The sequence below is a fragment of the Streptomyces sp. NPDC097619 genome, assembly GCF_040302735.1.
GTDB lineage: Bacteria > Actinomycetota > Actinomycetes > Streptomycetales > Streptomycetaceae > Streptomyces.
The window spans coordinates 1-22,169 of record NZ_JBEOSD010000138.1 but is presented as its reverse complement, the minus strand read 5'-3'; the positions used below and the strand labels follow the sequence as shown (position 1 = coordinate 22,169).

The 22,169-nt window shown below is 68.5% G+C and carries 9 protein-coding genes and 1 pseudogene; 5 read left to right on the top strand and 5 right to left on the bottom strand.

Annotation, left to right across the window (positions count from 1 at the left end; translation table 11 throughout):
• Window positions 1–152 precede the first annotated feature (152 nt).
• A complete protein-coding gene (locus ABTZ17_RS28680; protein WP_352198652.1) occupies window positions 153–1,085 on the bottom strand; it encodes a CPBP family intramembrane glutamic endopeptidase in 933 nt (310 codons plus the stop codon).
• A 712-nt stretch (window positions 1,086–1,797) separates the two neighbouring features.
• On the opposite strand from ABTZ17_RS28680, the gene ABTZ17_RS28675 reads away from it, so the two are divergent.
• Window positions 1,798–2,169, top strand: coding sequence for a ribosomal protein L7/L12 (locus tag ABTZ17_RS28675; protein ID WP_352198651.1), 372 nt, complete (start codon window positions 1,798–1,800; stop codon window positions 2,167–2,169).
• Between the two features lie 15 nt (window positions 2,170–2,184).
• Here the strand turns inward: ABTZ17_RS28675 and ABTZ17_RS28670 are convergent, their stop codons facing one another.
• Together ABTZ17_RS28670 and ABTZ17_RS28665 are read right to left on the bottom strand one after the other, a co-directional pair.
• Entirely contained in the window at window positions 2,185–2,844 is a 660-nt protein-coding gene (locus tag ABTZ17_RS28670; RefSeq protein ID WP_352198650.1) for a class I SAM-dependent methyltransferase, read from the bottom strand.
• Window positions 2,845–2,940: 96 nt separating this feature from the next.
• On the bottom strand, window positions 2,941–6,144 hold the full coding sequence (locus ABTZ17_RS28665; protein WP_352198649.1) for a DNRLRE domain-containing protein: 3,204 nt from the start codon (window positions 6,142–6,144) through the stop codon (window positions 2,941–2,943).
• Window positions 6,145–7,320: 1,176 nt separating this feature from the next.
• Between ABTZ17_RS28665 and ABTZ17_RS28660 the strand changes: the two genes are divergently transcribed.
• Entirely contained in the window at window positions 7,321–14,013 is a 6,693-nt protein-coding gene (locus ABTZ17_RS28660) for a polymorphic toxin-type HINT domain-containing protein (protein ID WP_352198648.1), read from the top strand.
• Window positions 14,013–14,300 carry a hypothetical protein gene (locus ABTZ17_RS28655; protein ID WP_352198653.1) on the top strand — a complete coding sequence of 96 codons (288 nt, stop codon included), beginning with the start codon at window positions 14,013–14,015 and terminating at the stop codon, window positions 14,298–14,300. Before ABTZ17_RS28660 ends, ABTZ17_RS28655 begins: the two co-directional genes overlap by 1 nt.
• 193 nt (window positions 14,301–14,493) lie before the next feature.
• Here the strand turns inward: ABTZ17_RS28655 and ABTZ17_RS28650 are convergent.
• Window positions 14,494–14,697, bottom strand: a pseudogene (locus ABTZ17_RS28650) (site-specific integrase); the annotation flags it as partial.
• Window positions 14,698–15,585: 888 nt separating this feature from the next.
• Here ABTZ17_RS28650 and ABTZ17_RS28645 point away from each other — a divergent pair.
• Complete coding sequence (locus tag ABTZ17_RS28645; protein ID WP_352198647.1) at window positions 15,586–15,915, top strand: hypothetical protein; 330 nt, start codon at window positions 15,586–15,588, stop codon at window positions 15,913–15,915.
• A 674-nt stretch (window positions 15,916–16,589) separates the two neighbouring features.
• Here ABTZ17_RS28645 and ABTZ17_RS28640 read toward each other — a convergent pair.
• On the bottom strand, window positions 16,590–17,252 hold the full coding sequence (locus tag ABTZ17_RS28640) for a class I SAM-dependent methyltransferase (RefSeq protein WP_352198646.1): 663 nt from the start codon (window positions 17,250–17,252) through the stop codon (window positions 16,590–16,592).
• Window positions 17,253–17,802: 550 nt separating this feature from the next.
• On the opposite strand from ABTZ17_RS28640, the gene ABTZ17_RS28635 reads away from it, so the two are divergent.
• Window positions 17,803–22,089 carry a polymorphic toxin type 27 domain-containing protein gene (locus ABTZ17_RS28635; RefSeq protein ID WP_352198645.1) on the top strand — a complete coding sequence of 1,429 codons (4,287 nt, stop codon included), beginning with the start codon at window positions 17,803–17,805 and terminating at the stop codon, window positions 22,087–22,089.
• Window positions 22,090–22,169: the final 80 nt, after the last annotated feature.

Genomic DNA, 22,169 nt, shown 5'->3' with positions numbered 1-22,169 from the left:
GCGTCACCCTGGCCGCGAACGAGACCCTGGCCTCCGCCGAGCGCGAGTCCGCGCAGATCCTGGACGAGGCCCGCACCGAGGCCGAACGGGGTCCACCCCGGCATGGGCTGGATCCCCATCCCCACCCCATCCCCGCCCCGCTCACACCTTGCTCAGACCTTGTCCGGGGTCCGCGCCAGGACGCCCCGTCGCCCGGCCACCCTCGCCGCCACCAGACAGAACACCGGCGTGAACACGAGCTCGGCCACCAACGCCGCCCACGGGGCGTCGGCCGCCGTGCTCTGGTCCCCGAGCTCCCCGAAGACCGCCGCCAGCGAGAACGCGATCAGGTTGTTGACGGTGTGGGCCGCGATCGCGGCCTCCAGCCCGCCGGTCCGGATGGTCAGCCACCCCCACCACGCGGCCGACCAGCACAGCAGCAGGAATCCCGACCACTGCCCGAACCCGTGCGCGAGGGCGAACAGCAACGAGGCGACCGCGACGCCCGGCCACGGCGACTTCAGGAACCCGCCGAAGAACTGGGCGAGCCACCCGCGGAAGACGAACTCCTCGGCGGCGGCCTGGAAGGGCACCAGCGCCCACAGCACGACGAGGCTGAACAGCAGCGTGCCCCAGCCGGGGAACTCGCCCTCCACCGCCTCGGACCCGTCCTGGAACAGGCTCCACACGATCAGAGTGGCGTTCTGCAGCACGAGCACGACCAGTGCCAGCCCGAAACTGATCCCGAGCCAGCCCCACCGGATGCGTCCGGTGACGGAGGCGAGGGTCCCGGCGGGCCGCCGCCCGCACACCCGCACGGCGAGAAGCACGGCCGGGGTCCACAGCGCGATGGAGATCAGCAGGACGACGTTCTCCAGCAGCGGGTCCGCGAAGAACCCGTCGCTGCCGGCGGGAGCGGACTCGGCGCCGAACACCGCCCCGAGGACGGTGGACCCGCCGAGAGCGAGGACCAGCCCGAGGATCATCAGCGCCCCGGCGAGGAAGAACTCCCCGATCCGCGCCCCGACGTTTTGCCGCCCGTTCCGCGCCTGCTCGTGATAGGCGGAACCGGGCGGCGCGGCCACGGGCCCACGGGGCTCCTGCACCGGCGCCGGATACCCGCCCCAGCCGGTCCCGGCCCCCGGCCCGTACGGACTCCCGTGGCCCTGCCACGGACCGCCTTGCGGTTGGCCGCCCTGCCAAGGCCCGGCCTCCTGAGGCCACCCGGTAGCCGGGGCGGGCCACGGCCGATCGCCCGGTCCGGGTCCGTACGGTCCGTCAGGGTGCGGCGCCGACCCCCATCCGGCCCCGTTCCCCTGCCCCGGCCATCCGGGACGGTCGGCCGGGGGCGGTGCGTCCGGCGACGGCGGCGCCCACGGATCGCGGGCCTCCTGCGGATCGCGATCGCTGCGCTGAGCGCGGTCGTCGCGCGGACCGCGGTCGTCCTGCGGATCGCGGTCGTCCTGCGGGGGGCGGCCCGGTATCGGGTCGGACATCATCTGCTGCTTTCTCGATCACGCGTCCGCGCGAGGGGCACTGTCACCCCCGAGTCTGCCAACATCTCCCCGCCCCCGTCGTCCCCACCCACCCCGGGCGCGTCGCGCCCACTCCGGCCTCCCCGCGTCCCCGACCGCCGCGCCCCTCCCCCACCGCCGAACACCCCCCGACTCCGTCACCTCGCACCCCCGAGCACCGGATCCGCGACGGCGACGGCGACGGCGACCACCCGACGAAACCCGCTGTCGATCCGAGCCCACGCCCCCTACGGTGGGCCACCGCACACCCCGGAACCCACACCCCACGGAAGGACGGCCCGACATGGAGGAACCAGGATTCTTCGTCCAGCTCACGCACCCGGGCGACCGCAAGACGGACGCCGTCCGCGCGGTGAGGGCGGTGACGGGCCTCAGCCTCTGGCACAGCAAGCTCCTGCTCGACAGCACCCCGGCCAGGGTCACGGACCCGAACTGGCTGGAGGTCGCCGAGGACGCGGCCGCACTCCTCGAAGCCGCCGGCGCGAGCACCACCATCTCCTGCGACTCGTGCGCGCGCACCTTCACCGCGTCCGCGCGACCTCTCGACCCGGCCCCCTGCCTCACGACCTGGCCACCGGGCACCTGCCGCGTCGACTCCCCCGAGTCATCGTCCTGGGCCCGAGCCCTCCTCCACCGGGACCCGCCCACCCCCTGACGCCCCCAACAACGCCTACGGCCGTCGAACCAGGACGTGGGCGTCGAGGTAGCCGCGTTCCGAGGCCGGGTCGTGGAGCAGGCGGGCGACGGGGACGAGGCCCGCGGCGGTGAACAGCGAGGTGAAGCGGTCGACGGGCCAGCAGTAGGCCGGAGCGACCTTGTGGTCGAAGCGGTGCGGCTCGGAGACAGGTCCGGTTCCGGCCTCGGATCCGGTGCCGTCCGTTCCGAAGAACGAGGCGAGCAACAGGCCGCCGGGCGCCAGCACGCGCACCTGCTCGGCCAGCAGCGCGGGCAGTTCCTCGGGCGGAGTGTGGATCATCGAGTAGTGCGCGAGGATCCCGCCGAGTGCCCCGTCGGCCTCCGGCAGGGCCTCCATGCGCGCTTCGCGGAAGCTCAGCTCCGGGTGGGCGTGGCGGGCGTGCCGGATCATGCCCGGGGAGAGGTCGTACCCGGTGACGTCCAGGCCGAGCCGGTGCAGCATGGCGGTGAGGTGTCCGGGTCCGCAGCCGACGTCCGCGGCCCGGAGGTTCCCCGTGCCTCGCACGAGCTCGGCGAAGGCGCCGATGATCGAGCGGGCGAAGGGCTGGTCCTCCATCTGGTGGGCGAACAGCGAGGCGTACAGCTCGACGACGCCGTCGTAGGCGGCCCCGGTCTCGTCCTGGTGGTCTGTCACAGGGAGGGACCATACGCTTCGCGGACACATCCATACCAAGGGGGCCGACGCGTGGTCGGCCCCCTCGGTCAGGTGGTGGGGCTGAGGGAGCAGAGGTCAGCCGATGGCCAACTTGTTCTTCCAGCCGACCCCGTTGCTGTTGCTGACGATGGTCGTGCCACCGCCGGGGAGGGTGGTCTGGGCTCCGGCGTAGAACTTGACGACGCCGTCGGCCTGAACGGTCCAGACGTCGGGGTAGGCGTCGCCGTTGGCGGAGGGTGTTCCCATGAGGAGGCGGATGTTGGCGGACTGCCAGCCCGCGGATCCGTAGGTGATGTCGACGCCGCCGGGTGACGCGGAGTTCGCGGCGGACGCCAGGGACGCGAAGTCGACGCCGCCTGCCGGGTCTTCCTTGCCGAGACGGAGGAAGAGCATGCCCTTGGTGTCGTTGCGGTAGACGAGGTCGGTGATTCCGTCGGCGTTGACGTCCTGGACCATCACGAGGTCACGGTCGGACCAGACGGTGGCGGCGAGTCGTGTCGCACGTTCGACGGTGGCTCCGTTGTAGCCGGTGAGGGCCCAGAGTTCGGCTCCGTTGGTGACGAAGAAGTCAGGCCTTCCGTCTCCGGTGGCGTCGTTGCAGGCGATGATCTGGCTGTACCCGGCGGGATCGGGCGCGTTCGCGGGCAGTACGATCTCGCGGCGCTTGTCGATGTTGACTGATCCGTAGCCGTCGCCGGGGTAGACCCACAGCTTGCCTTCCACGCGGGCGATGAGGTCTTGGAGTCCGTCTCCTCCGTAGTAGTCGCCCTGGTGGGTGATGAGGGCGCCCTTCCAGTACCCGGTCTTGGGTGTCGCGTAGGCCGGTTCGTCGTCACCTCCGTTCGGGTCCTTCGCGGGGTTGCCGCGGTAGGCGCCTGACATGGAGAAGGCGCTGAGTCGTCCGGTTCCCTTGGCGAGGTCGGAGTGCTGGGCCTGGGAGGGGTAGAGCCGGAGGTCGCCGTTGCCGTCGATGACGAAGAGGTCGGGTAGCTGGTCCCCTGTGAAGTCGCCCGGGGTGTCGGCCTTGTCCCTCGGGGTCACGTAGAAGAAGTACTTGGTGGGTGGGGAGGCGTTCCCGGCGCCGTCGACGGCCTTGACGTACAGAACGTTCGGGCCGGCCAGCGGCGGCTTGACGTTGTTGATGGTGGTGAGGGCCGTGACGGCGGCTCCCGCCGGGCGGCCGACCGAGAAGGTGTCGGAATTGCCGTTGAAGCTGTAGTCGAACCGGACGACGTCCGTCTGAGCGGCCTGGAAGGAGAAGCTGCCCGCCGTTCCGAATTTGATTGTGCTCCAGTTCGAGTCGGCGCCTTCGTTCTCGAAGTTGTCGTCGGTGCCGCGAGCGTCGGGGAACTGGGGTGAGGTCACCTTGGGTGCGGTGGGGCGAGAGGTGTCGAAGATGAAGCGGCAGGGTGTGTCGCCGTAGGTGTTGAGGTTGGCTTTGCCTGCCGCGTCGACTGCGGTCACCCGCCAAGAGTACGTCTGCCCGCTGACGAGCTTGAGTCCGCTGCTTCCGGTGTTGAACGGGTCGGTGTGGACTCGCGCTTCGGCCACTTGGCTACCGACGGCTACGCGGCCCTTGGCTCCCAGGAGGTTGGGACCGATGAGCTGACCGGGAACAGCCTTCCAGAGGTGGAAGTTCAGGGCGGAGAGGTTCTTGTCCTTGTCCTTACCGGTGGCCCAGAAGACGAGCGAATCGGTCCCGGTGCTGATGTAGGGCGCGGACTTGTCGCAGCTCCCCGGGTCCATCGCGAGGTTGGTCGGGCGTTCGGGTCGGCGGTTGTACTCGAGGTCGATGGAGGGGCCGGTCTTGTCGTCGGCCATGAACTTCTTCCAGGAGTACTGGGACTTCTCGTCGGCTGCCTTGAAGCCGATGGTGATGGACTCCTCGGTCCCCTTGTCCATGATGGTCTGGGTGATGTTCTTGACGTTGAAAGCGACCCAATCGTCGCGGCAGTTCGTCTTCCAGCCGTGGGCGAAACTGTCCCAGGCGATCTGGTTGCCCGCGGTCATGCTCGGGGCGTTCTTCCAGTTCGTCTTGTTGGTGATGGGACCGGTGAGGTGGACGGACATGGCGCGCTTCTGGCAGGACCAGGAGTAGGTGTTGAGGGCGCGGAGCCAGGCGCGTTCGACGACGGCGCCCGCGAGGTCCTTGTCCCAGTCGATGGTGAAGAAGGATCGGGAGGTGCCCCAGGTGTCGGACTCGAATCCGACGCGGGCTTCGTCGGTACCGCCCTTGTTGAAGTTCTTGCCGTTGTAGAAGGAGGCGTAGGGGTGGCGGTCGTAGACCGTCGTCCAGTCGTTGGTGTGCTTGTCGATGGAGGGGTCGACGAAGACGGGGTAGACGGTGGTGGGGTCGTTCAGGAAGTCCTGGTCGGGGATGAGGACCCACTTGCCCTTGTCGAGGTGGGTTTCGACGAGGGTGCCGTTGGAGTCGGGCTGAGGCCCGTTGAGTGAGGGAAGGCTGAGGGTGGCCTCGGCCCCTGTGCGTGACGGTTCGGGGGTGGGCTCGGGAGGCACAGGCGGCAAGGTGTGTGCAGCCGTGGTGGAGGGGTCCGGCGCCTCGTCGGAGGGGTCGGGCAGGACTTCGTCGATCGGGTCGTCCGCGTCGCCGTCCTCGATCGTGGGTGACGGAGCAGGGGCCTCGGTGGGTGCTTGCGAGGCGTCGGGGTCGGGGGCTTCCTCCTCGAAGGAGGCCGAGGGGATCACTTCGGGTTCGGGGGTGGCGTTGCCGCCCGTTCCACCGTCGGTGTTCGCAGGGACACCCGCGCTGTCCCACATCAGGGGAGTGGGCGACTGGGCGATCGGGTCTCCTCCTTCGTCCTCTGCTGTGACGATGCCGGAGACCGGGTCGAGGCTGAAGCTGAGATCCGGTGAGGAGAGGCCGTAGGCGAGCCGTGCGACGCGCGGGTCCGCGGCGGCGGCGCGGTTCTTGACGACGAGGAGTTGCGCGAACCCGTCGTCGTCGGCGGTCAGTACGAGGTCGGCACCGGGCAGGATCTCCGGGTAGAGGGCCCTGGACCCGTCGATGACGGGCGTGGGCACGGTTTCGGGCCAGGTCAGGACGATGTCGTGACCGTCGACCGTGAAGGTGGCGAGCATGTTGCCGCTGCCCGGGGTGATGGTTCCCGGCAGAAGGGAGACACGCTGTGCCGACTTCCGTGAGGCCCTCGGGGCCTGACCCTTGCCGCTGCCGGCGGAGAAGGTCATGGAGACGTTGGTCGCCTTGGGCCTCCAGCCGTCGCCCACCCGTTGCAGAGTGGTGTCGATCGGCTTCCACACCCCGTCGACTTTGGCGCGGATGGGGCTTGCATGGGTTCTGCGCAGGAATAGGCCGTCGGGTTTCGCCCAGGTGGTGGAGTAGGGCGTCCTGTTGGCCGTGGCTTCTGCGGGTCTTCCCGTCCGTCGCGCAATATCAGTGGCCTGCGCCTCCGTGACGTACACGGGATTTACCGCGTCGCGCGCGGTGCGCTTTTCAGTCGATTCATCGGGCCGGCTGAATTCGATATAGGCCAGTCCGGATCCGAGCATGACGGCGGCCAATGCGGCGGTGAGGGCACGGCTGCTTCGTCTGCGGTTCGGCTTGCTTGTCACCTCTGGTTCCTTCCCCCCAGCTGTACTGCGAGGCAGATCATCCCCCACCGGCTGAGGCCCGTCATCCCCGAATGGACACGGCGGGGCAGCGGATCAGCAGGAGCTGGAGGGTGATCCCCCGCCTCCGCGGTTCACCGGCGGGTGTCAGCACGGACTGCCGATGCGAATCTTTTACGCCTAAATCACCCATATCAGTGACCGAAATTGGAGAATTTGGCCAACAGTATCCGTTTCACGCGATTTTCCCAGCACATCACAACCGACCAGGAAGCCGCTTTCGCGGCAGTAATCCGATTAAAGAGAAAATAAAGAGTGAGCATCATCACTCAAAGTCTTTTAGGCTGGCTTTACTGACGAGTCGGTGCTCAGAATTTCTTGCTTTCCAGCCTCGGCCATCCCTTTTTCGGCCAGGCTATTTTCGGTCGTCCGGGGGGACTCTCCGTGCCATTCATGCAAGTTTTCAGACATCGGCGGCGCAATGTGTACGCGTCCGCGTGCGCTGTGCTCTTGGCGTTGGCCATGCCGACGCAAGCACTCGCGCAGCCACCGGGACCGGCGCGGGAGGAGGTGCCCCGAGACGAGTTGACGCTCGAACCGTTGACGAGTCCGAAGTTCATGCCGAAGAAGCCGGTACCCGTCGCCCTTTCGCGTATCGGGAGTCTGCCGCCTGTGCCGTACACGGAGGCGGAAGCACGTGATGTGACTCCGCCGGCCGCAGGGACCAAGTCGGTGGACTTCGGCACGGGAATCCAGAGCGTCGCCTTCGGGGCAAGCCCTGCGGGTCTTCGTCCCGTAGGCGACCTGCCGGTGAGGCTGGGGCAGGCCACGGACCAGCCCGCGCCGAGCGGAACGTGGTCGGTCTCCGTGGCAGACCGTGCGACGACCGTCGGCAACGGGATCGACGGCGCCCTCCTGACGGTGAAGGCGCCCCCGTCCGGGGCAGTGCCCCTGACCATGGAACTGAGCTACGCGGCCTACGCGGACCTGTACGGCGCCGACTGGGCATCGCGCCTGCGTCTCGTGCAGTTGCCCGAGTGCTTCCTGACCACTCCTGACGTCGAGGCGTGCCGGGAGTACGAGGAGCTCGAAACGGAGAACGACACCGCGTCCGAGTCCGTTCGTGCGACCATCGACGTCGCCGCCGACGGAACAGTGCCGTCCGTGGCCCCGTCCGCGGCGCAGAACGCGGACTCCGGAGTGGTCCAGGCGTCCTTCGTGCGCCCCACAGGGCTCGCTCCGGGCGGGGACCAGGGCGTGATCGCGGCGCTGGACTCCGGTACCGGCGCCGGTGGGTCCTTCAAGGCGACCCCCCTGATCTCGAGCGGTCAGTGGTCCGCGGGCAGCTCGTCCGGCGCGTTCACCTGGTCCTACCCGGTCGCGGTGCCGCCGGCACCCGCAGGGCCGGGACCGGAGATCGCACTCGGATACAACTCCCAGACGGTGGACGGCAAGACCGCTTCCACCTCCCCACAGGCATCGTGGGTGGGTGAAGGCTGGGACTACGACCCGGGCCACATCGAGCGCAGGTACCGCCCCTGCAAGGACGACGTGAAGGCGGTGGACGGCAAGTCCCCGAACAACACCGCCAAGAAGGACAAGCGCGACGACCTCTGCTGGGTCTCTCACAACGCCACCATGTCCTTCGGCGGGAAGACCATGGAGCTCGTCCGCCAGGGCGACAGCAACCGGTACCGGCCCACGGCCGACGACGGCACCCTGGTCGAGCTCAAGACCAATACCGTCAACGGTGACAACAACGGCGAGCACTGGGTCGTGACCACCCCGGACGGGACGAAGTACTTCTACGGGCTGAACAAGATCGGAGGCGGTCACTCCGACACGAACTCGGTATTCACCGCGCCCGTGTTCGGCAATCACCCCGGTGAGCCGTGCTATGCCACGACGTTCGCCTCTTCCCGCTGCAACAGCGACACCACGAAGCAGCAGGCGTGGCACTGGGGCCTGGACAAGGTCATCGATGTGCACGGCAACGTGATGATCATCAACTGGCGTCAGGAGAAGAACTTCTACGCCGTCAACAAGAAGAGCAGCAAGCCGGAGGAGTACGTCCGCGGTGGGCAGCCCGACTCGATCGAGTACGGCCTCCGCGAAGGCGCACTGTCGGCGACGCCGTCCGCAAAGGTGGACTTCGTCCTCGCCGAGCGGTGCCTCGACGGCGCGACCGCGTGCGCCCCGGCGAACTTCCACAAGACGGAGGACGCGGCTGCCTACCGGCCTTGGCGGGACACCCCGGGCAACCTGAACTGCAAGTCGACGTCGAAGCTCTGCCCGTTCTTCCCGTCGTTCTGGACGCAGTACCGGCTGAACAAGATCTCCACGTTCGGCCACCGTCCCGGGTCCACCGGGCTGCAGCCCGTGGACACCTACGTTCTCAACCACGCCTTTCCGAGGGACCTGTACAGCACGTCCCCCGGCTTGTGGCTGAGCTCCATCGACCGGTACGGGTACACGGCCGGTTCGACCAAGGCAGTTCCGTTGTCCAACGGCGGCACCGGTTTCACGCCCTATCAGGTGGGACCCACCGACCCTCTGAAGCACCTCAAGGACCGTCGGCTGCCCAATCTCGTGCCACGCAGCACCAACGACGCACGGCCGATGTTCGCACAGCCGCGCATCGGCGCGGTAACCACCGAGCACGGCGGCGAGATCTCCGTCACGTACACCGGCGGCTGCAAGGTGCAACCGACGGTCTCGCCCGAGGACAACAGAGGCACTTGCTACCCGGTGCGCTGGTCCCCGGACGGGGAGGAGAAACTCCCGCAGATCGCTTGGTTCAACAAGTACCTGGTGGACACGGTCGTCGAGACCGACCGCATCACCGGATTCTCCGACCGCGTGGTGACGAAGTACGCCTACAAGGACGCCTCCTGGGGACGGAGCGACGACGAGTTCACCCGGGCGGACCTGCGGACTCCGAGCGTGTGGCGCGGCTACCAGACCGTCACCACGACGAAGGGCGGCGAATACCAGAGTTCCAAGAGCACCGATCCGGAGACGCAGTCCCACTCGGTCACCCGCTACTTCCGTGGTGCCGGCGGCGCGGTGAAGGACTCGACGGGGAAGGTCACGCTCGTCGCCGAGGACGCACCGCAGTTCGGCGGCATGGTCGCGGAGTCCGTGCAGTACAGCGGCGCCGGTGGCCGGATCCTGTCCCGCACCCTGAACAAGCCGTGGTCGGTGCAGACCGCGTCCCGTGCCCGTGACGGCGGGGCGGGTCCTCTCCTCGCCCACCGCACGGGGATCGCGCAGACCGACACCATCCAGACCGTCGGTGCCAGTTGGCAGGCCGTGCGGGAAACCACCACTGTCGACGACACGTACGGGCTGCCTGTCCAGACGGAGAAGGCGGTGGTCAAGCCGAACGGAACGGGCGAGACCCTCAGCGACTTCTCCTGCACCAAGACGGAGTACGTGCACAATGCCGATCCTCAGGTGCATCTGATCGGGCTGGCGAAGTCCGTCCGCACCACGACGACGAGCTGTGCCGACCACGGTTCCGCAGATCCGTCGAAGGAGCTGGTGGGCGCCGTCCGGACGTCCTACGACGGGCTGGGCTACGGAGCGACGCCGACGCAGGGACTTCCCACGTCCACCGCGGAGATCAACGGCGACGGTACGGCGTACAGCATCGTCACCACGTCCGAGTACGACCCGCTCGGCCGGATCCGCAAGGTGACGAAGCCTGTGGTGGGTTCGACGCAGACCCAGTACACGCCGGGTGATGCGGGTGGTCCGTTGACCTCGGTGAAGACGATCAACCCGATGGGTCACACCTCGACGACGACGCTCGACCCGGGCCGCGGGCTCAGCTTGTCGACGACGGACACCAACGGGCGGGTGTCCCGCAGCGAATACGACGCCTTCGGCCGTCTCGTGAAGGGGTGGTCTCCTGATCGGTCCGCCGGAACGCAGACCGCTGACGTGGAGATCTCGTACCAGGCCGCCTACGCCTCCTCGAAGGCCAACCGGCCGGCGTCGGTCACGACCAGAACACTCAAGGACGACGGCACCCGTGCCGTCCAGATCACCCTGTACGACGGCCTCATGCGCCCGGTGCAGACCCAGACCCAGGCCCACGGGCCGGGACGGATCATCGCCGATACGAAGTACGACGACCACGGCCTGGTGCGCGAGCAGACGAGCAGCTACCTCGCGCAGGACGAACCCTCCACGACGCTCTTCGTCAGGCTCTCACCCACCCTGGTGCCGAGCCTGACCAGGACGTTCTACGACGGCCTGGAGCGCCCGGTCCGCGTCGCCACCTATCACAGCGGCAAGTTCCTCCACAACGCGACGACGACGTACGGGGACACGACCACGTACATCCGGCCTCCGGGCATCAGCGAACCCGCACGGAAGACGTACACGGACGCTCTCGGGCGTACCACCAAGATCCAGCACTTCACCAACACCTCGTCGACGCTTGCCCGCACCACGTCGTACGAGTACGACGGGCGCGGCAACCTGGCCAAGGTCATCGACCCCGCGGGCAGCACCTGGGCCTACGAGTACGACGCCCGCAACCGTGTCGTCGGGACCACGGACCCCGACACCGGGGCGACGACCACGGCCTACGACGACGCCGACAGGCCCAAGGTCGTCACGGATGCGCGCGGCGGCGTGTACACCGAGTACGACAAGCTGGGTCGCGTCGTGAAGGTCCGTCAGGGTTCGGCGACCGCCGATCCCAGCCAGTCCTTCGCCTACGACAGCCTCCCCGGAGCCATCGGCCTGCCCGTATCCTCCACCCGGCACGACCCGGGCGGGGACTACGTCGACCGCGTGACCGGGTACGACCAGGGCTACCGGCCGACGGGCCGGGAGACCGTCATCCCCGCCAACACGGCCACCACCGGCCTGTCCGGCACCTACACCTACGCGTACGCGTACACCACCACGGGCAAGCCGCATTCGGTCACCCTGCCGGCGAAGGGCGGGCTCGCGGCCGAGAAGGTCGTCACCCGCTACAACGAAGACGGACTTCCGGAGTCGACAGCGGGTGCCGACTGGTACACCGCGGACGTCACGTACTCCCCCTACGGCGAGGTGATGCGGACCGTCAGCGGGCCGCAGCCCCACCGCGTGTGGACCACGAACTTCTTGCAGGACAACACCCGCCAGCTCCACCGCCGGGTCGTGGACCGCGAGACCTCGAACGCCCACCGGGTCACCGACCAGCGATACTCGTACGACCACGCCGGTCTGATCACCTCCTTCGGACAGAAACTCACCGACGGCGCGACCTCGGTGAACGACAACCAGTGCTTCACCTACGACGCCATGGGCGAGCTGGTCCACGCGTGGACGTCCAGCAAGCCGAGCGCCGCAGGCGGCGCCGCCTGTCAGAGTCCGGGCGGCTGGTCGTGGGGCTACCGGACCGACGGTGTCGCTTCGCGTGGGCCGGTGGCCGACGCCGCCGACAGCGTCAGCGACACGACCAGCCCGGACACGGCCCTCAGCGACTCCTTGAAGGCCGCGGCCCCTCAGCCGGGCACCATCGCGACCGGGTCCACCGCTTACTGGGACAGCTACACCTTCGACGTTCTCGGTAACCGGGCCACCCTCGTCACACACAACACAGCGGACGCGAGCAAGGACGTCACCAGCAGCTACAAGTACGGCACCCTCCGCCAGGGCAACGGCACCACGCCCCCCTACCTCGACCAGCCGCACGTCCTGACCGAGGTGAGTTCGACCCCGACCGGGAGCTCCAGCACGTACGTGTCCGACGCGTACGGCAATACGACCAAGCGGGCCCTTCCCGGCCGGACGCAGAATCTGACGTGGTCCCGCGAGAACAAGCTCGCGACGATCACCGACAAGGGGATCACGACCAAGTACGTCTACGACGCCGACGGCAACCGGATCCTGGAGTACACCCCCACCAGCAGCACCCTGTATGTCGGCGAGACGGAACTCATCGCTGAAGGCGGAAGGATCACCAAGGCCACCCGTTCCTACGCGCACGCCGGTGCTCCCACCATCGTCCGCTCCACCACCGACGGGGCCACCACCGGGCACAAGCTGGACGCGTTGATCACGGATCACCTCGGTACGGCCACGACCACCGTCGCGATCACCTCCGGGCAGACCATCGGCCGCCGCGCCTTCAAGCCGTACGGCGACATCCGCGGGCCCAAACCGACGAGCTGGCCGAACCAGCGCACCTACCTCGGTGTCGGCATCGACGACTCGACGGGCCTCACCCACATCGGAGCACGCGAATACGACTCCGAGACCGGCCGTTTCATCTCGGCCGACCCGATCATGGACTTGACCGACCCGCTCCAGATCAACGGTTACGCCTACAGCCACAACAGCCCGATCACCCGCAGCGACCCTTCCGGTCTGATCGACGACGGCCAGTACTACAACAACCGGAACACGCAGACGGGCGGCTACTACGGCACCGAGAAGCAGCGCCAGGAAAAGCAGTACCGTCAGAATCTTGCACGCTTCTGGTACCACCAGGCGGTAAAGCTGCATCAAGCAGGCCGCCCCTACGTCCGGAAGCTGTCCGGCCGACAAGGCGCCAAGATCCAGCGGAAGTACGACTTCAACGGGTCAGCCAAGGGCAAGATCGCCATGAAGATGTGGCAGTACGGCGCACCCGAAGAGGCCATCAACGAAGTCACCGGCGATGTATGCGGGTTCGCTGACTGCGCGACCGATGAAGGCGCGATGGAGCGGATCATCGGACTCTTCACCCAGTCCACCAAGGACGTGTCCAGCCCGCTGTCCGAAGACCTGGAGTCCACGGTCAGGGAGACCGTGGAAGGAGGACTCTCAGGAGTGGGCGCGGGAGCCAAGGTTGGCGGACGGGCTGCCATAAATCGCTTCCTGAAGAAGAACTGCAACAACTGCTTCCCCGCCGGCACACAAGTCAAGATGGCGGACGGCTCGACGAAACCCATCGAGAAGGTCCGACTCGACGACAAGGTAGCCGCGACCGATCCCGAGACAGGCGAGTCGGGAGCGCGCAGCGTGACTCGCCTGATCATCACTGACGGCGACCGGCACTTCAACAAGATCTCGATCGCCACGCAGAACGGCGCATCGGACATCACCGCAACTCACGAGCACCCGTTCTGGTCACCGTCCCAGCGAGGCTGGATCGAAGCCTCCGATCTCCAGCCAGGCATGACGCTGCTGACAGATCAGGGTCGCCAGGTCAGGGTCACAACGAACACCCCGTTCAAGAAGACGACGCGCACCTACAACCTGACGGTCGACGATCTCCACACATACTATGTGCTGGCGGGCACCACCCCGATCCTAGTTCACAACAGCAACGGCGATCTGACTCCTGAGCAGCTGAAGTCCATCGGCTCGTATCGGCAGTTGATCGAGGAGCATGAGGCGAAACTCCGGGACTACCTAGCGAACCCGGACGCCTACGACAATAAGGGGTTCCTCAAGAATGCTCCGAATGAAGAGGTTCGGCAGCGAATAATCGAGGGGCGCGCCAGACATCTCAGGAAGGAAATACGGACCTTCCACGAGAACATCGCGAAAATTACCGGGAGTGCTTGCTGATGGTCGAGATTTCAGTGGACAAGCTCAAGGGTGTCTTCGACTTGCTTATGGAGCGGATCCATGCCGGTGAGCAGGTGTTGGAAATCGACAGAGAGGCATTCTGGTCTGTGCCTCGAGATCAGGCTTATGAGATCTATAGCGAGCCGCGAGATCTCTCGATCGGCATGCTTTCTGAGTCGTGGGGTCACCTGGAAGATATGCTCTCCGAGCCTGACCGTGTTGTGGGGCATGGTTTCGTTTGGCTCTCCGAGGTTCTTCGTGCCATCGGTGACGAAGCAGCGTCTTGAGGTGGTCTCCCAGAAAGCAATTAAAAAGAAAGAAAGCTGGACGGGTTCCCGAGAGGGCTTTTGATGGTTATGACGCCGAGTAGCGGAACTTGAATTCCACCGAAAACCCCAAAGCCCCGCCAGGTGCATCCTGGCGGGGCTTCTGTGTGGGGTGACGGCAGTAGTCGACGGCAACAACAGGGACGAGGGCGGCTCAGGGTTCCGGTTCGTCGCCCTCAGAGCGTGCCGTCTCGGTGCTCTCCCGGCTGCCGACAACGCTACTGAGAATTTCGATGGCGTCGCTCTGTTGACGGAGTCGGACGTGGGCGTAAACGGTGGCGGTGACGCCGATGTGGGCGTAGCCGAGGAGTTCCTTGATCACGACGAGTTCGACGCCCTCTTCGTCCGTTAGCTCAGCCCACTGAGTGCTGACCTTCTGTGGCTGAGCCCGAACCCCATGGCCCCGCTGACGCGGGTCGCGCGCGGCACGGCCGCCCGCCCGGCCCCTTCTCGGCTCCGCCACCGCGAGAGGGTCGCGAAGAAACAGCACGGCGTTGCGCCGGACGCGCCCGCCCGGCAAGCGCCGCGCCGACGGTGGGGAATTGGCCGAGGCGGCAGCCCGGAGGTGGGGGTGGTCGGCCCGGTGGGCTTTACACACCTCCCCAGGTCGGGGCCCGCATCGAGCAAGGTCAGGGGGCCACTCGCGCAAATCCCGGGCACGATCACGACCTGCCCGAGTTGCCGGGCCAGCATAGGGTTCCCTGACAATGCCCGACCCCAACTCGGGCAGGACAGCAGCCCAATCCCGCTCCACCACCCTGACTCGTACAGTCGTCTGGCGGCAACGCCGACGACAACTCGGTTGCACGGGAGGGGACTTCCTTGTGCACCCACGGGCTGGCCGAATTACTTTGACCTGCGAAAGAACTGATGACGGCACCTCGGCCAGCACACGTACTATGTGCTGGCCGAGTCTACACCGCTCCTGGTTCACAGCTCTGGCGGATGCATTCCAATGTCGTCTGCTATCGGGCAGGATCTGCTACTGATGAGAGCGGATAGGATATATAAAGAGATTTTGACCACCTGTTTGAGCAGATTTCCCGTGGAAACATGAACCCGGGTAGGGGAGGTAAAGCGTTGCCTGGCACCGATGTGACCTACGCGCGAGGTCGAAACGGTGGGCGTCTCTTCTTCCAGAATGTTGACGGTGGAGTACAAATTGTCGGCAAGGCGGACAAGGGGAACGAGTCCAAAGTGATCGCAAGGCTGAAGCAGATTTATGGAAAGTAATCACGTAGAACCTGTGGAATACGACATCTACCACGTCGTCAGGGAACCTGAGTTCACTGCACTTTTCATGCTCGGTGCTGACGAACCGGCTGAAACGGCAGGGGACGTTGATGCGGAGTTGCGACTCCCTGACGGCACCCGGTGGAGTGCGAGTTTCATGACTCTCGGTGCAATCGAAACGGTGATGAAGCGATGGAGGGAATCCGGCGAGTACGGCGGTGGAGTCTTCTTCCAGTGCTCTGATCTCGTGATCGTGCCCAAGCCCGGAGTATCAGCCATGCTCGAGGCTTTCCGCGCGATCGTGGCGGAGGGTCCGCAGGGGACTCTCGGCCATCTGAAATAGCGCGGCTTCAGGCCCTCATGCCGGGCCGTTCCGTCAACTCTGGAAGCTCCACCGACGCATCGTTCGGTGGAGCTTCCGGTCGTCTGACGGCAACGCTGACGAAATCGTCAACGGACGATGGCTACGGCAGGCGGCTTGCCGGAGTCGCCGTCCTGGCCGCTGAGGGCGTTGCCGGGGGCGTCGATGGCTTGGCGTTGGAGGCGGAGGTCGTGGAAGCGGAAGGGGATGCGTCCGGCCCGATCGAGGGAGACTCCTGAATCACGCCCGCGCCGGCGGGGTGGCTCAGGCCCGGAGGAGACACCCGTCACCGGGCCCGCGGACCCCACCACTTCGGTGGGGGCGGGTCAGCAGGTGACGAGGTCGGCTGGTCGGGGTCGAGACCCAGGCGGTGGAGGGCGTCGGCTCGGATGTTGATGGCGTACGTGCCGTGCCAGTGGCCGTCCGGGCCCACGCCGCACATGAGGTCGACGCGGACCTCGTCGCCGTCGAACGGATCCCAGTCGATGCCGCGGTCTCGCAGTCAATCCCCCCAGCAGCCGGCCCGGCCGCGGACGACCCGGCACGTTCTCGTAGCTGAACAGGGCCACCCAGGGCCGGCCCTGCTCGCTGTGTGCCTGTGTCATGTCACGCCCTCCAGATCACGCTGCAGTACGAGAATTCGCGCTCCTCGACGACTACCGGAGTCGTCGAACCAGGACGTGGGCGTCGAGGTAGCCGCGTTCCGAGGCCGGGTCGTGGAGTAGGCGGGCGACGGGGACGAGGCCCGCGGCGGTGAGCAGTGAGGTGAAGCGGTCGACGGGCCAGCTGTAGGCCGGGGTGACCTTGTGGTCGAAGCGGTGCGGCTCGGAGGGCGGTCGGGTTCCGGCCTCGGGTGCGGTGCGGTCCGTTCCGAAGAAGGAGGCGAGCAGTACGCCGCCCGGTGTGAGTGCGCGGGCCTGTTCGGCGATGAGCGCGGGCAGTTCCTCGGGTGGGGTGTGGATCATCGAGTAGTGCGCGAGGATCCCGCCGAGTGCCCCGTCGGCCTCCGGCAGGGCCTCCATGCGCGCTTCGCGGAAGCTCAGCTCCGGGTGGGCGTGGCGGGCGTGGCGGATCATGCCCGGGGAGAGGTCGTATCCGGTGACGTCCAGGCCGAGCCGGTGCAGCATGGCGGTGAGGTGTCCGGGTCCGCAGCCGACGTCCGCGGCCCGGAGGTTCCCCGTGCCTCGCACGAGCTCGGCGAAGGCGCCGATGATCGAGCGGGCGAAAGGCTGGTCCTCCATCTGGTGGGCGAACAGCGAGGCGTACAGCTCGACGACGCCGTCGTAGGCGGCCCTCGTGTCGTCCTGGTGGTCTGTCACGGGGAGGACCGTAGACGATCGCGTCAGGCATGAGCACTGCGATTCAGTCCGTCGCGAACGGGTGGCCCTGCCGGGGTCCGGGCTGACGTGCGGTCACAGCCACTCGCTCGGTGGTCGCGGGGAGCCCTTCCACCGTCCCCGCCGCACACAACCCGACCGCCTGGATTCGGACAAGTGGCTGAAAGATGGCCTTCTGTTTGATCTTTGCCTTGATATGGTCCGTGTAGGTGGCTTGACCATCCACTTTCTCGTGGCGGGATGCTGCCGGTATCGGTACCGGCTGCGGCCCCGTCGCGCGCACCGATGTTCACGGGCTTCCGGGGGAGCCCACCACTGGGGGGAAGTCTTCGCGCCGTCGTGCGCGCCGCCGCCCGTCCGTACGGCCTCGTGTCGTGCGGGCGGGCCGGTTCGGCGTGCCGTCGGCGCGTGGTCCCCCGCCGGTTCCCCCTGGCCCTCTCACTTTCGTTCAGGGGAACCACCGATGAATGACGTATTCCGGCCGGGGGCCGGAAGACGACGGCCCGGCCGCACGCGTACGGCTTCCAGGGCCGTGTCCGTGGCGATGGCCGCCGCACTCCTCACGGGTCTGATGGGCCAGACCGCCGCCGGAGCGGCCACCGCCGCCGCGCGGCCCGACTCCGCGGTGCTCGACTCGCGCGCCCTGGAGCTGGTCCAGCGGGGTAACGCGGCGATCGCACGGGCGATCGCCGCCGACGAGGTACCGGCGGGGCCGGTACGGACCGAGTTGGACCGGATCAGCGACGAGCGGGACCGTCAGCTCGTCGAGGACTACGCCGAGTTCGACGAGGAAGAGGAGGTCCGCGAGGCCGCCCGGAAGGCTCTGGAGAGCACCGACCCCCACGCGGTACGGGAGTTCCTGGAGCGCGGAGAGGCGGAGGCTCGGCAGCGGGCCAAGGACAAGCGCGACGCCGTCGACGCCGGCAACCGGCGGACCATCGAGGCGCTGCGCGGCACCGGCGGCCCCCACTTCAACGCGGAGGTCGAGCGGGTCCTGAAGGGGACCGCGCAGGACCGGGCGGACTTCCTGGCGTTCGGCGCCGAGATCGCGCGGGGCCGGGACAAGGCCGCGGAGCAGAACGAGGCCCAGCGCGCGGCGGAGAACCGCAAGCGGGTGGAGATGCTCGCGGCGATGGGCGGGCCGGCGGTCAAGCGGGCCGCGCAGGTCGCGCTCGCCTCGGGTGACGCCCAGGTGATCGCCGAGTTCCTGGAGAAGGGCTACCTGGTCGCGGCCCAGCAGGACGCGGACGACCGGGCCGCGCACGAGAAGGCGCAACAGGAGGCCCTGGAGGCGGCGGAGCGGCTGCGCAAGCTCGCGGAGAACTCCGCGCGCGCCGCCGAGGCCCGTACCAAGCTCATCGCGGCGCACGGGGACGCGGTCAAGGCGCTCAAGAACGTCTCCAACGCGATGAACGCGGCGGCCGCGGCCGCGCGGGAGGCGGACCGGCTGCTGGCCGCCGACCGGGCGGGCAAGCGTCTGTCGGACTACTCGGGTGTGAAGAAGGCGGTCGCCGCGCAGGTCGGCTTCGCGGAGACCGCGGCCCGGCAGGCACAGGTCGCGTCCGCGCAGGCGAAGGTCCAGGCGGACGTCCTGGTCGAGACGGGGCTGACGCACGGTGCGCAGTGGGCGGAGGTCGCCGCCGGGATCGCGGCGGCTTCCGACGCCGCCGTCCGGGCCGCGCTGACGGCGCAGCACGCGATCGACGCCACGGCCGCCGACGCGGCGGGTCTGAACGCGGCGAACCGTGCCGAACTGCACGAGAAGCAGGCCAAGGCGTGGCGGGCGAACGCCGCCGAGCACGCCAAGGCCGCAGCCGAGTTGGCCCGTCAGGCGGACCGGCAGGCGAAGATCGCCGCTGACGCGGCGGCCAAGACGCGGCAGGCCCGGATCGAGGCGGAGCAGGCCGAGAAGGCGGCGTGGGAGCACGCCAAGAAGACCCGGGACGCCCGCATCGAGGCGGAGCGGCAGGCGAAGATCGCCGCCGAGCAGCGGGCCATCGCCGAGCGTGAGCGGGCCCTGGCGGCGGCCGCGCGGGCGCGGGCCGAGCGGGAGAAGGAGATCGCCGCGTCGGCGCGGGCTCGGGCGGACGCCGAGGCCCGTACCGCCTCGGCCATGCGGGCCGAGGCACAGGCCGCCGCGGCGACCGCCTCCGAGTTCCGGTCCCGTGCCGCCACGCAGGAGGGCAACGCCGCCCGCGCGGACGCCAACGCGCGCGGTGAGGAGACCAAGGCGCGCAACGCGCGCAACGCCGCGTTCGAGGCGGAGCGGCAGCACAAGGCCGACGAGGCCCGCGCCAAGGCCACCGAGGCGCTCGCCGCGGCGGTCCGGGGCACCTCCGAGGAAGGTCTCGCCCGTCAGGCCGCGGACCAGGCCCGTTCGGACGCGAACGCTTCCGGTGCCGCCGCGGGGGCTTCCCGCAGTGCCGCCGACGCGTCGTCCGGTGCGGCGCAGCGTTCGCGCGCCGCGGCCATCGAGGCGTCCGGCGCCGCGGCCCGTGCGCGGGCCGCGGCCAACGAGGCCACCGCTCACGCCGCCCGTGCGAACGCCGCGGCGAACAAGGCGGAGGCCGCGGCGCACGCCGCGAACGCCGCCGCGAACAAGGCCGAACGCGAGGCGGCGCTCACCCGGGCCGCCGCCCACCGTGCGCTGACGAAGGCCGCGGAGGCGACGGCGCAGGAGGGCCGGGCGGGTACCGCCGCCCACGAGGCCTCTCGGCTCGCCGGTCTGGCCGCCACACACGCCAACCAGGCGCTCCAGGCGGCGAACCGTACCCGGGTCGAGGCCGACGGTGCCGTCCGCGAGGCGGCGATGGCGCAGCTCCAGGCGGTCACGGCCGTCCGGGCGGCGACCTCGGCTCGTTCCACCGCGGCCGGTATCGCGGACCCCGCGAACACCGCGATCGCGCTCGTCGCGCCCTTCGCCGGTGCGGACGTCGACGCGGACTTCGCGCTGGCGGTGGCGAACGCCGCCACCACGATGGGGCAGGAGCAGGTCGCCTCGGCGCAGGCGAAGGCCGCGGAGGCCCTGAAGGCGGCCGAGGCCGCCGAGGCCGCCGCGAAGAGCGCGGCCGCTCAGGTGGCCCCGGCCTTCAAGGAGGCCGCGGCGGCGGCGCGGTCGTCCGCCGACGCGGCGCGTTCCTCGGCCGCCGCGATGAAGTCGGCGGCGGAGGCGGCACAGGACGGTGCGAAGGCGCGGGCCGCCGCGGGCCGTGCCCTGCAGGCGGACGCGCAGGCGCAGGCCGACGCGAAGCTCGCCCGTCAGGCGGCGAACGCCGCGTTCGCGGACGCGGCAGCCGCCCGCAACGCCGCCATCGCGGCCGAGGGCGAGGCGCAGCGCGCCCGCGGCGCGGCCACGGAGGCGGAGAACCACGCGGCGGCGGCGAACGCCTCCGCCACCCAGGCCGAGCGGGAGGCGAGCACGGCCCAGGCCGCCGCCGCCCAGGCGGAGCAGGACGCCGCCGACGCGGCCAAGCTCGCCGACTCGGCCGAGAAGCACGCCAAGTCCGCGGAGGCCGCGGCCGCCAACGCCCGGCAGTACGCGGGCGAGGCCGACGCGGCCGCGACGCGCGCGGAGGAGTACCAGCGCGAGCAGGACCGCAAGGCACGGGAGGAGGCGGCCAAGGGCCGCGACGCCGACCCGGCCGTCGACGACCGGGTGAAGAAGGCCCTCGAAGAGGCCGGTCTGTCACCCGAGCAGTTCAAGGAGATGCAGGCCCTCGCCGAGAAGGACCTGATCGACTACCTGCTGGAGAACGGCGGGGAGATCCTCGTCGAGCTGTTCCTTGAGGACATCAAGGCCTGCATCGACGACCCGGACATCGGCACCTGCCTGTGGGCGATCGTCCAGAACCTCGGCCCGATGAAGGCCCTCAAGATCGCGAGCAAAATCCCGCGGATCGCGAAGGCCATCGCGGGCATCAACTCCTTCCTCGACAAGGTCGCGGACGCCCGCAAGAACCTGAAGAAGTACGAGAAGGCGCTGGACCGGCTCAAGTCGGTCGCGACCTGCCTGACGGGCGCCGCCGGCGGCAAGCGGTCGAGCGCGCAGCGGGCCGCGGTGGCTTCGTCGGGCGTCGCGTCGGGCGTGTCGTCCCGCTCAGCGTCCGTCGGGGCGTACGGCCGGGCGTACGGCGGGCCGGCCGTCTGGACGGATGTGGCCCGGACCGGCGAGGGGCGGGCATGGAAGCCGGCCCATACCCTCTCCGCCACCGGGACAGGCACCGGCACCGGCACCGGGACGGCCGTCAACGACGCGCGTACCTGGGCCGTTCCGGCCGGCTTCAAGGCGGTGCAGGCCGCCGACGGGGGGAAGACGGAGGGCTGCTTCCTCAACGACGGTGACCACCTGGTGCTGGGCGTCAACGGGCCCGGTGGCGGCGACGATCTCGCGAAGAGGCTCAAGGAAGAGCTGAAGAAGGAGTACTTCACGCTGAACGGTGGTGTCTGGGGCAACGAAAGCTCGGCAGACAAGAACAAGCCGCTCTGGATGGTCGCGGTCGAAGAGGCCGCGGGCAAGCGCGGCGTGAAGGTCACGTTCTCCCTCGACCACCTCACCAAGGCCGACGGCTCGGCATTCGAAACGGCCGAAGAAGCCCTCCGATACACGGTGGCCCGGGGCCGGACCTACAACAAGCCGGAGATCGTCCGCCAGTCGGGCAACCAGACCGCCTGGGAGCTGGCCACCATCGTGAAGGCGTCCGTACTGGACGAGGTCCGTGGCCTCGGGGACATCGACTGGTATTGGAACGGCAAGAAACTGAAGGATCCGCCGGCCTTCGACTGGATGGACACCTTCGAGATCGAGAAAAAGAAGAAGTAGGACACAGGACAGTGGGGACGTCGACGCGCCCCTCTGTGAGCCGTCGGGGGGGCGCCCCCCAGCCCACCCCCCCCCCGGGG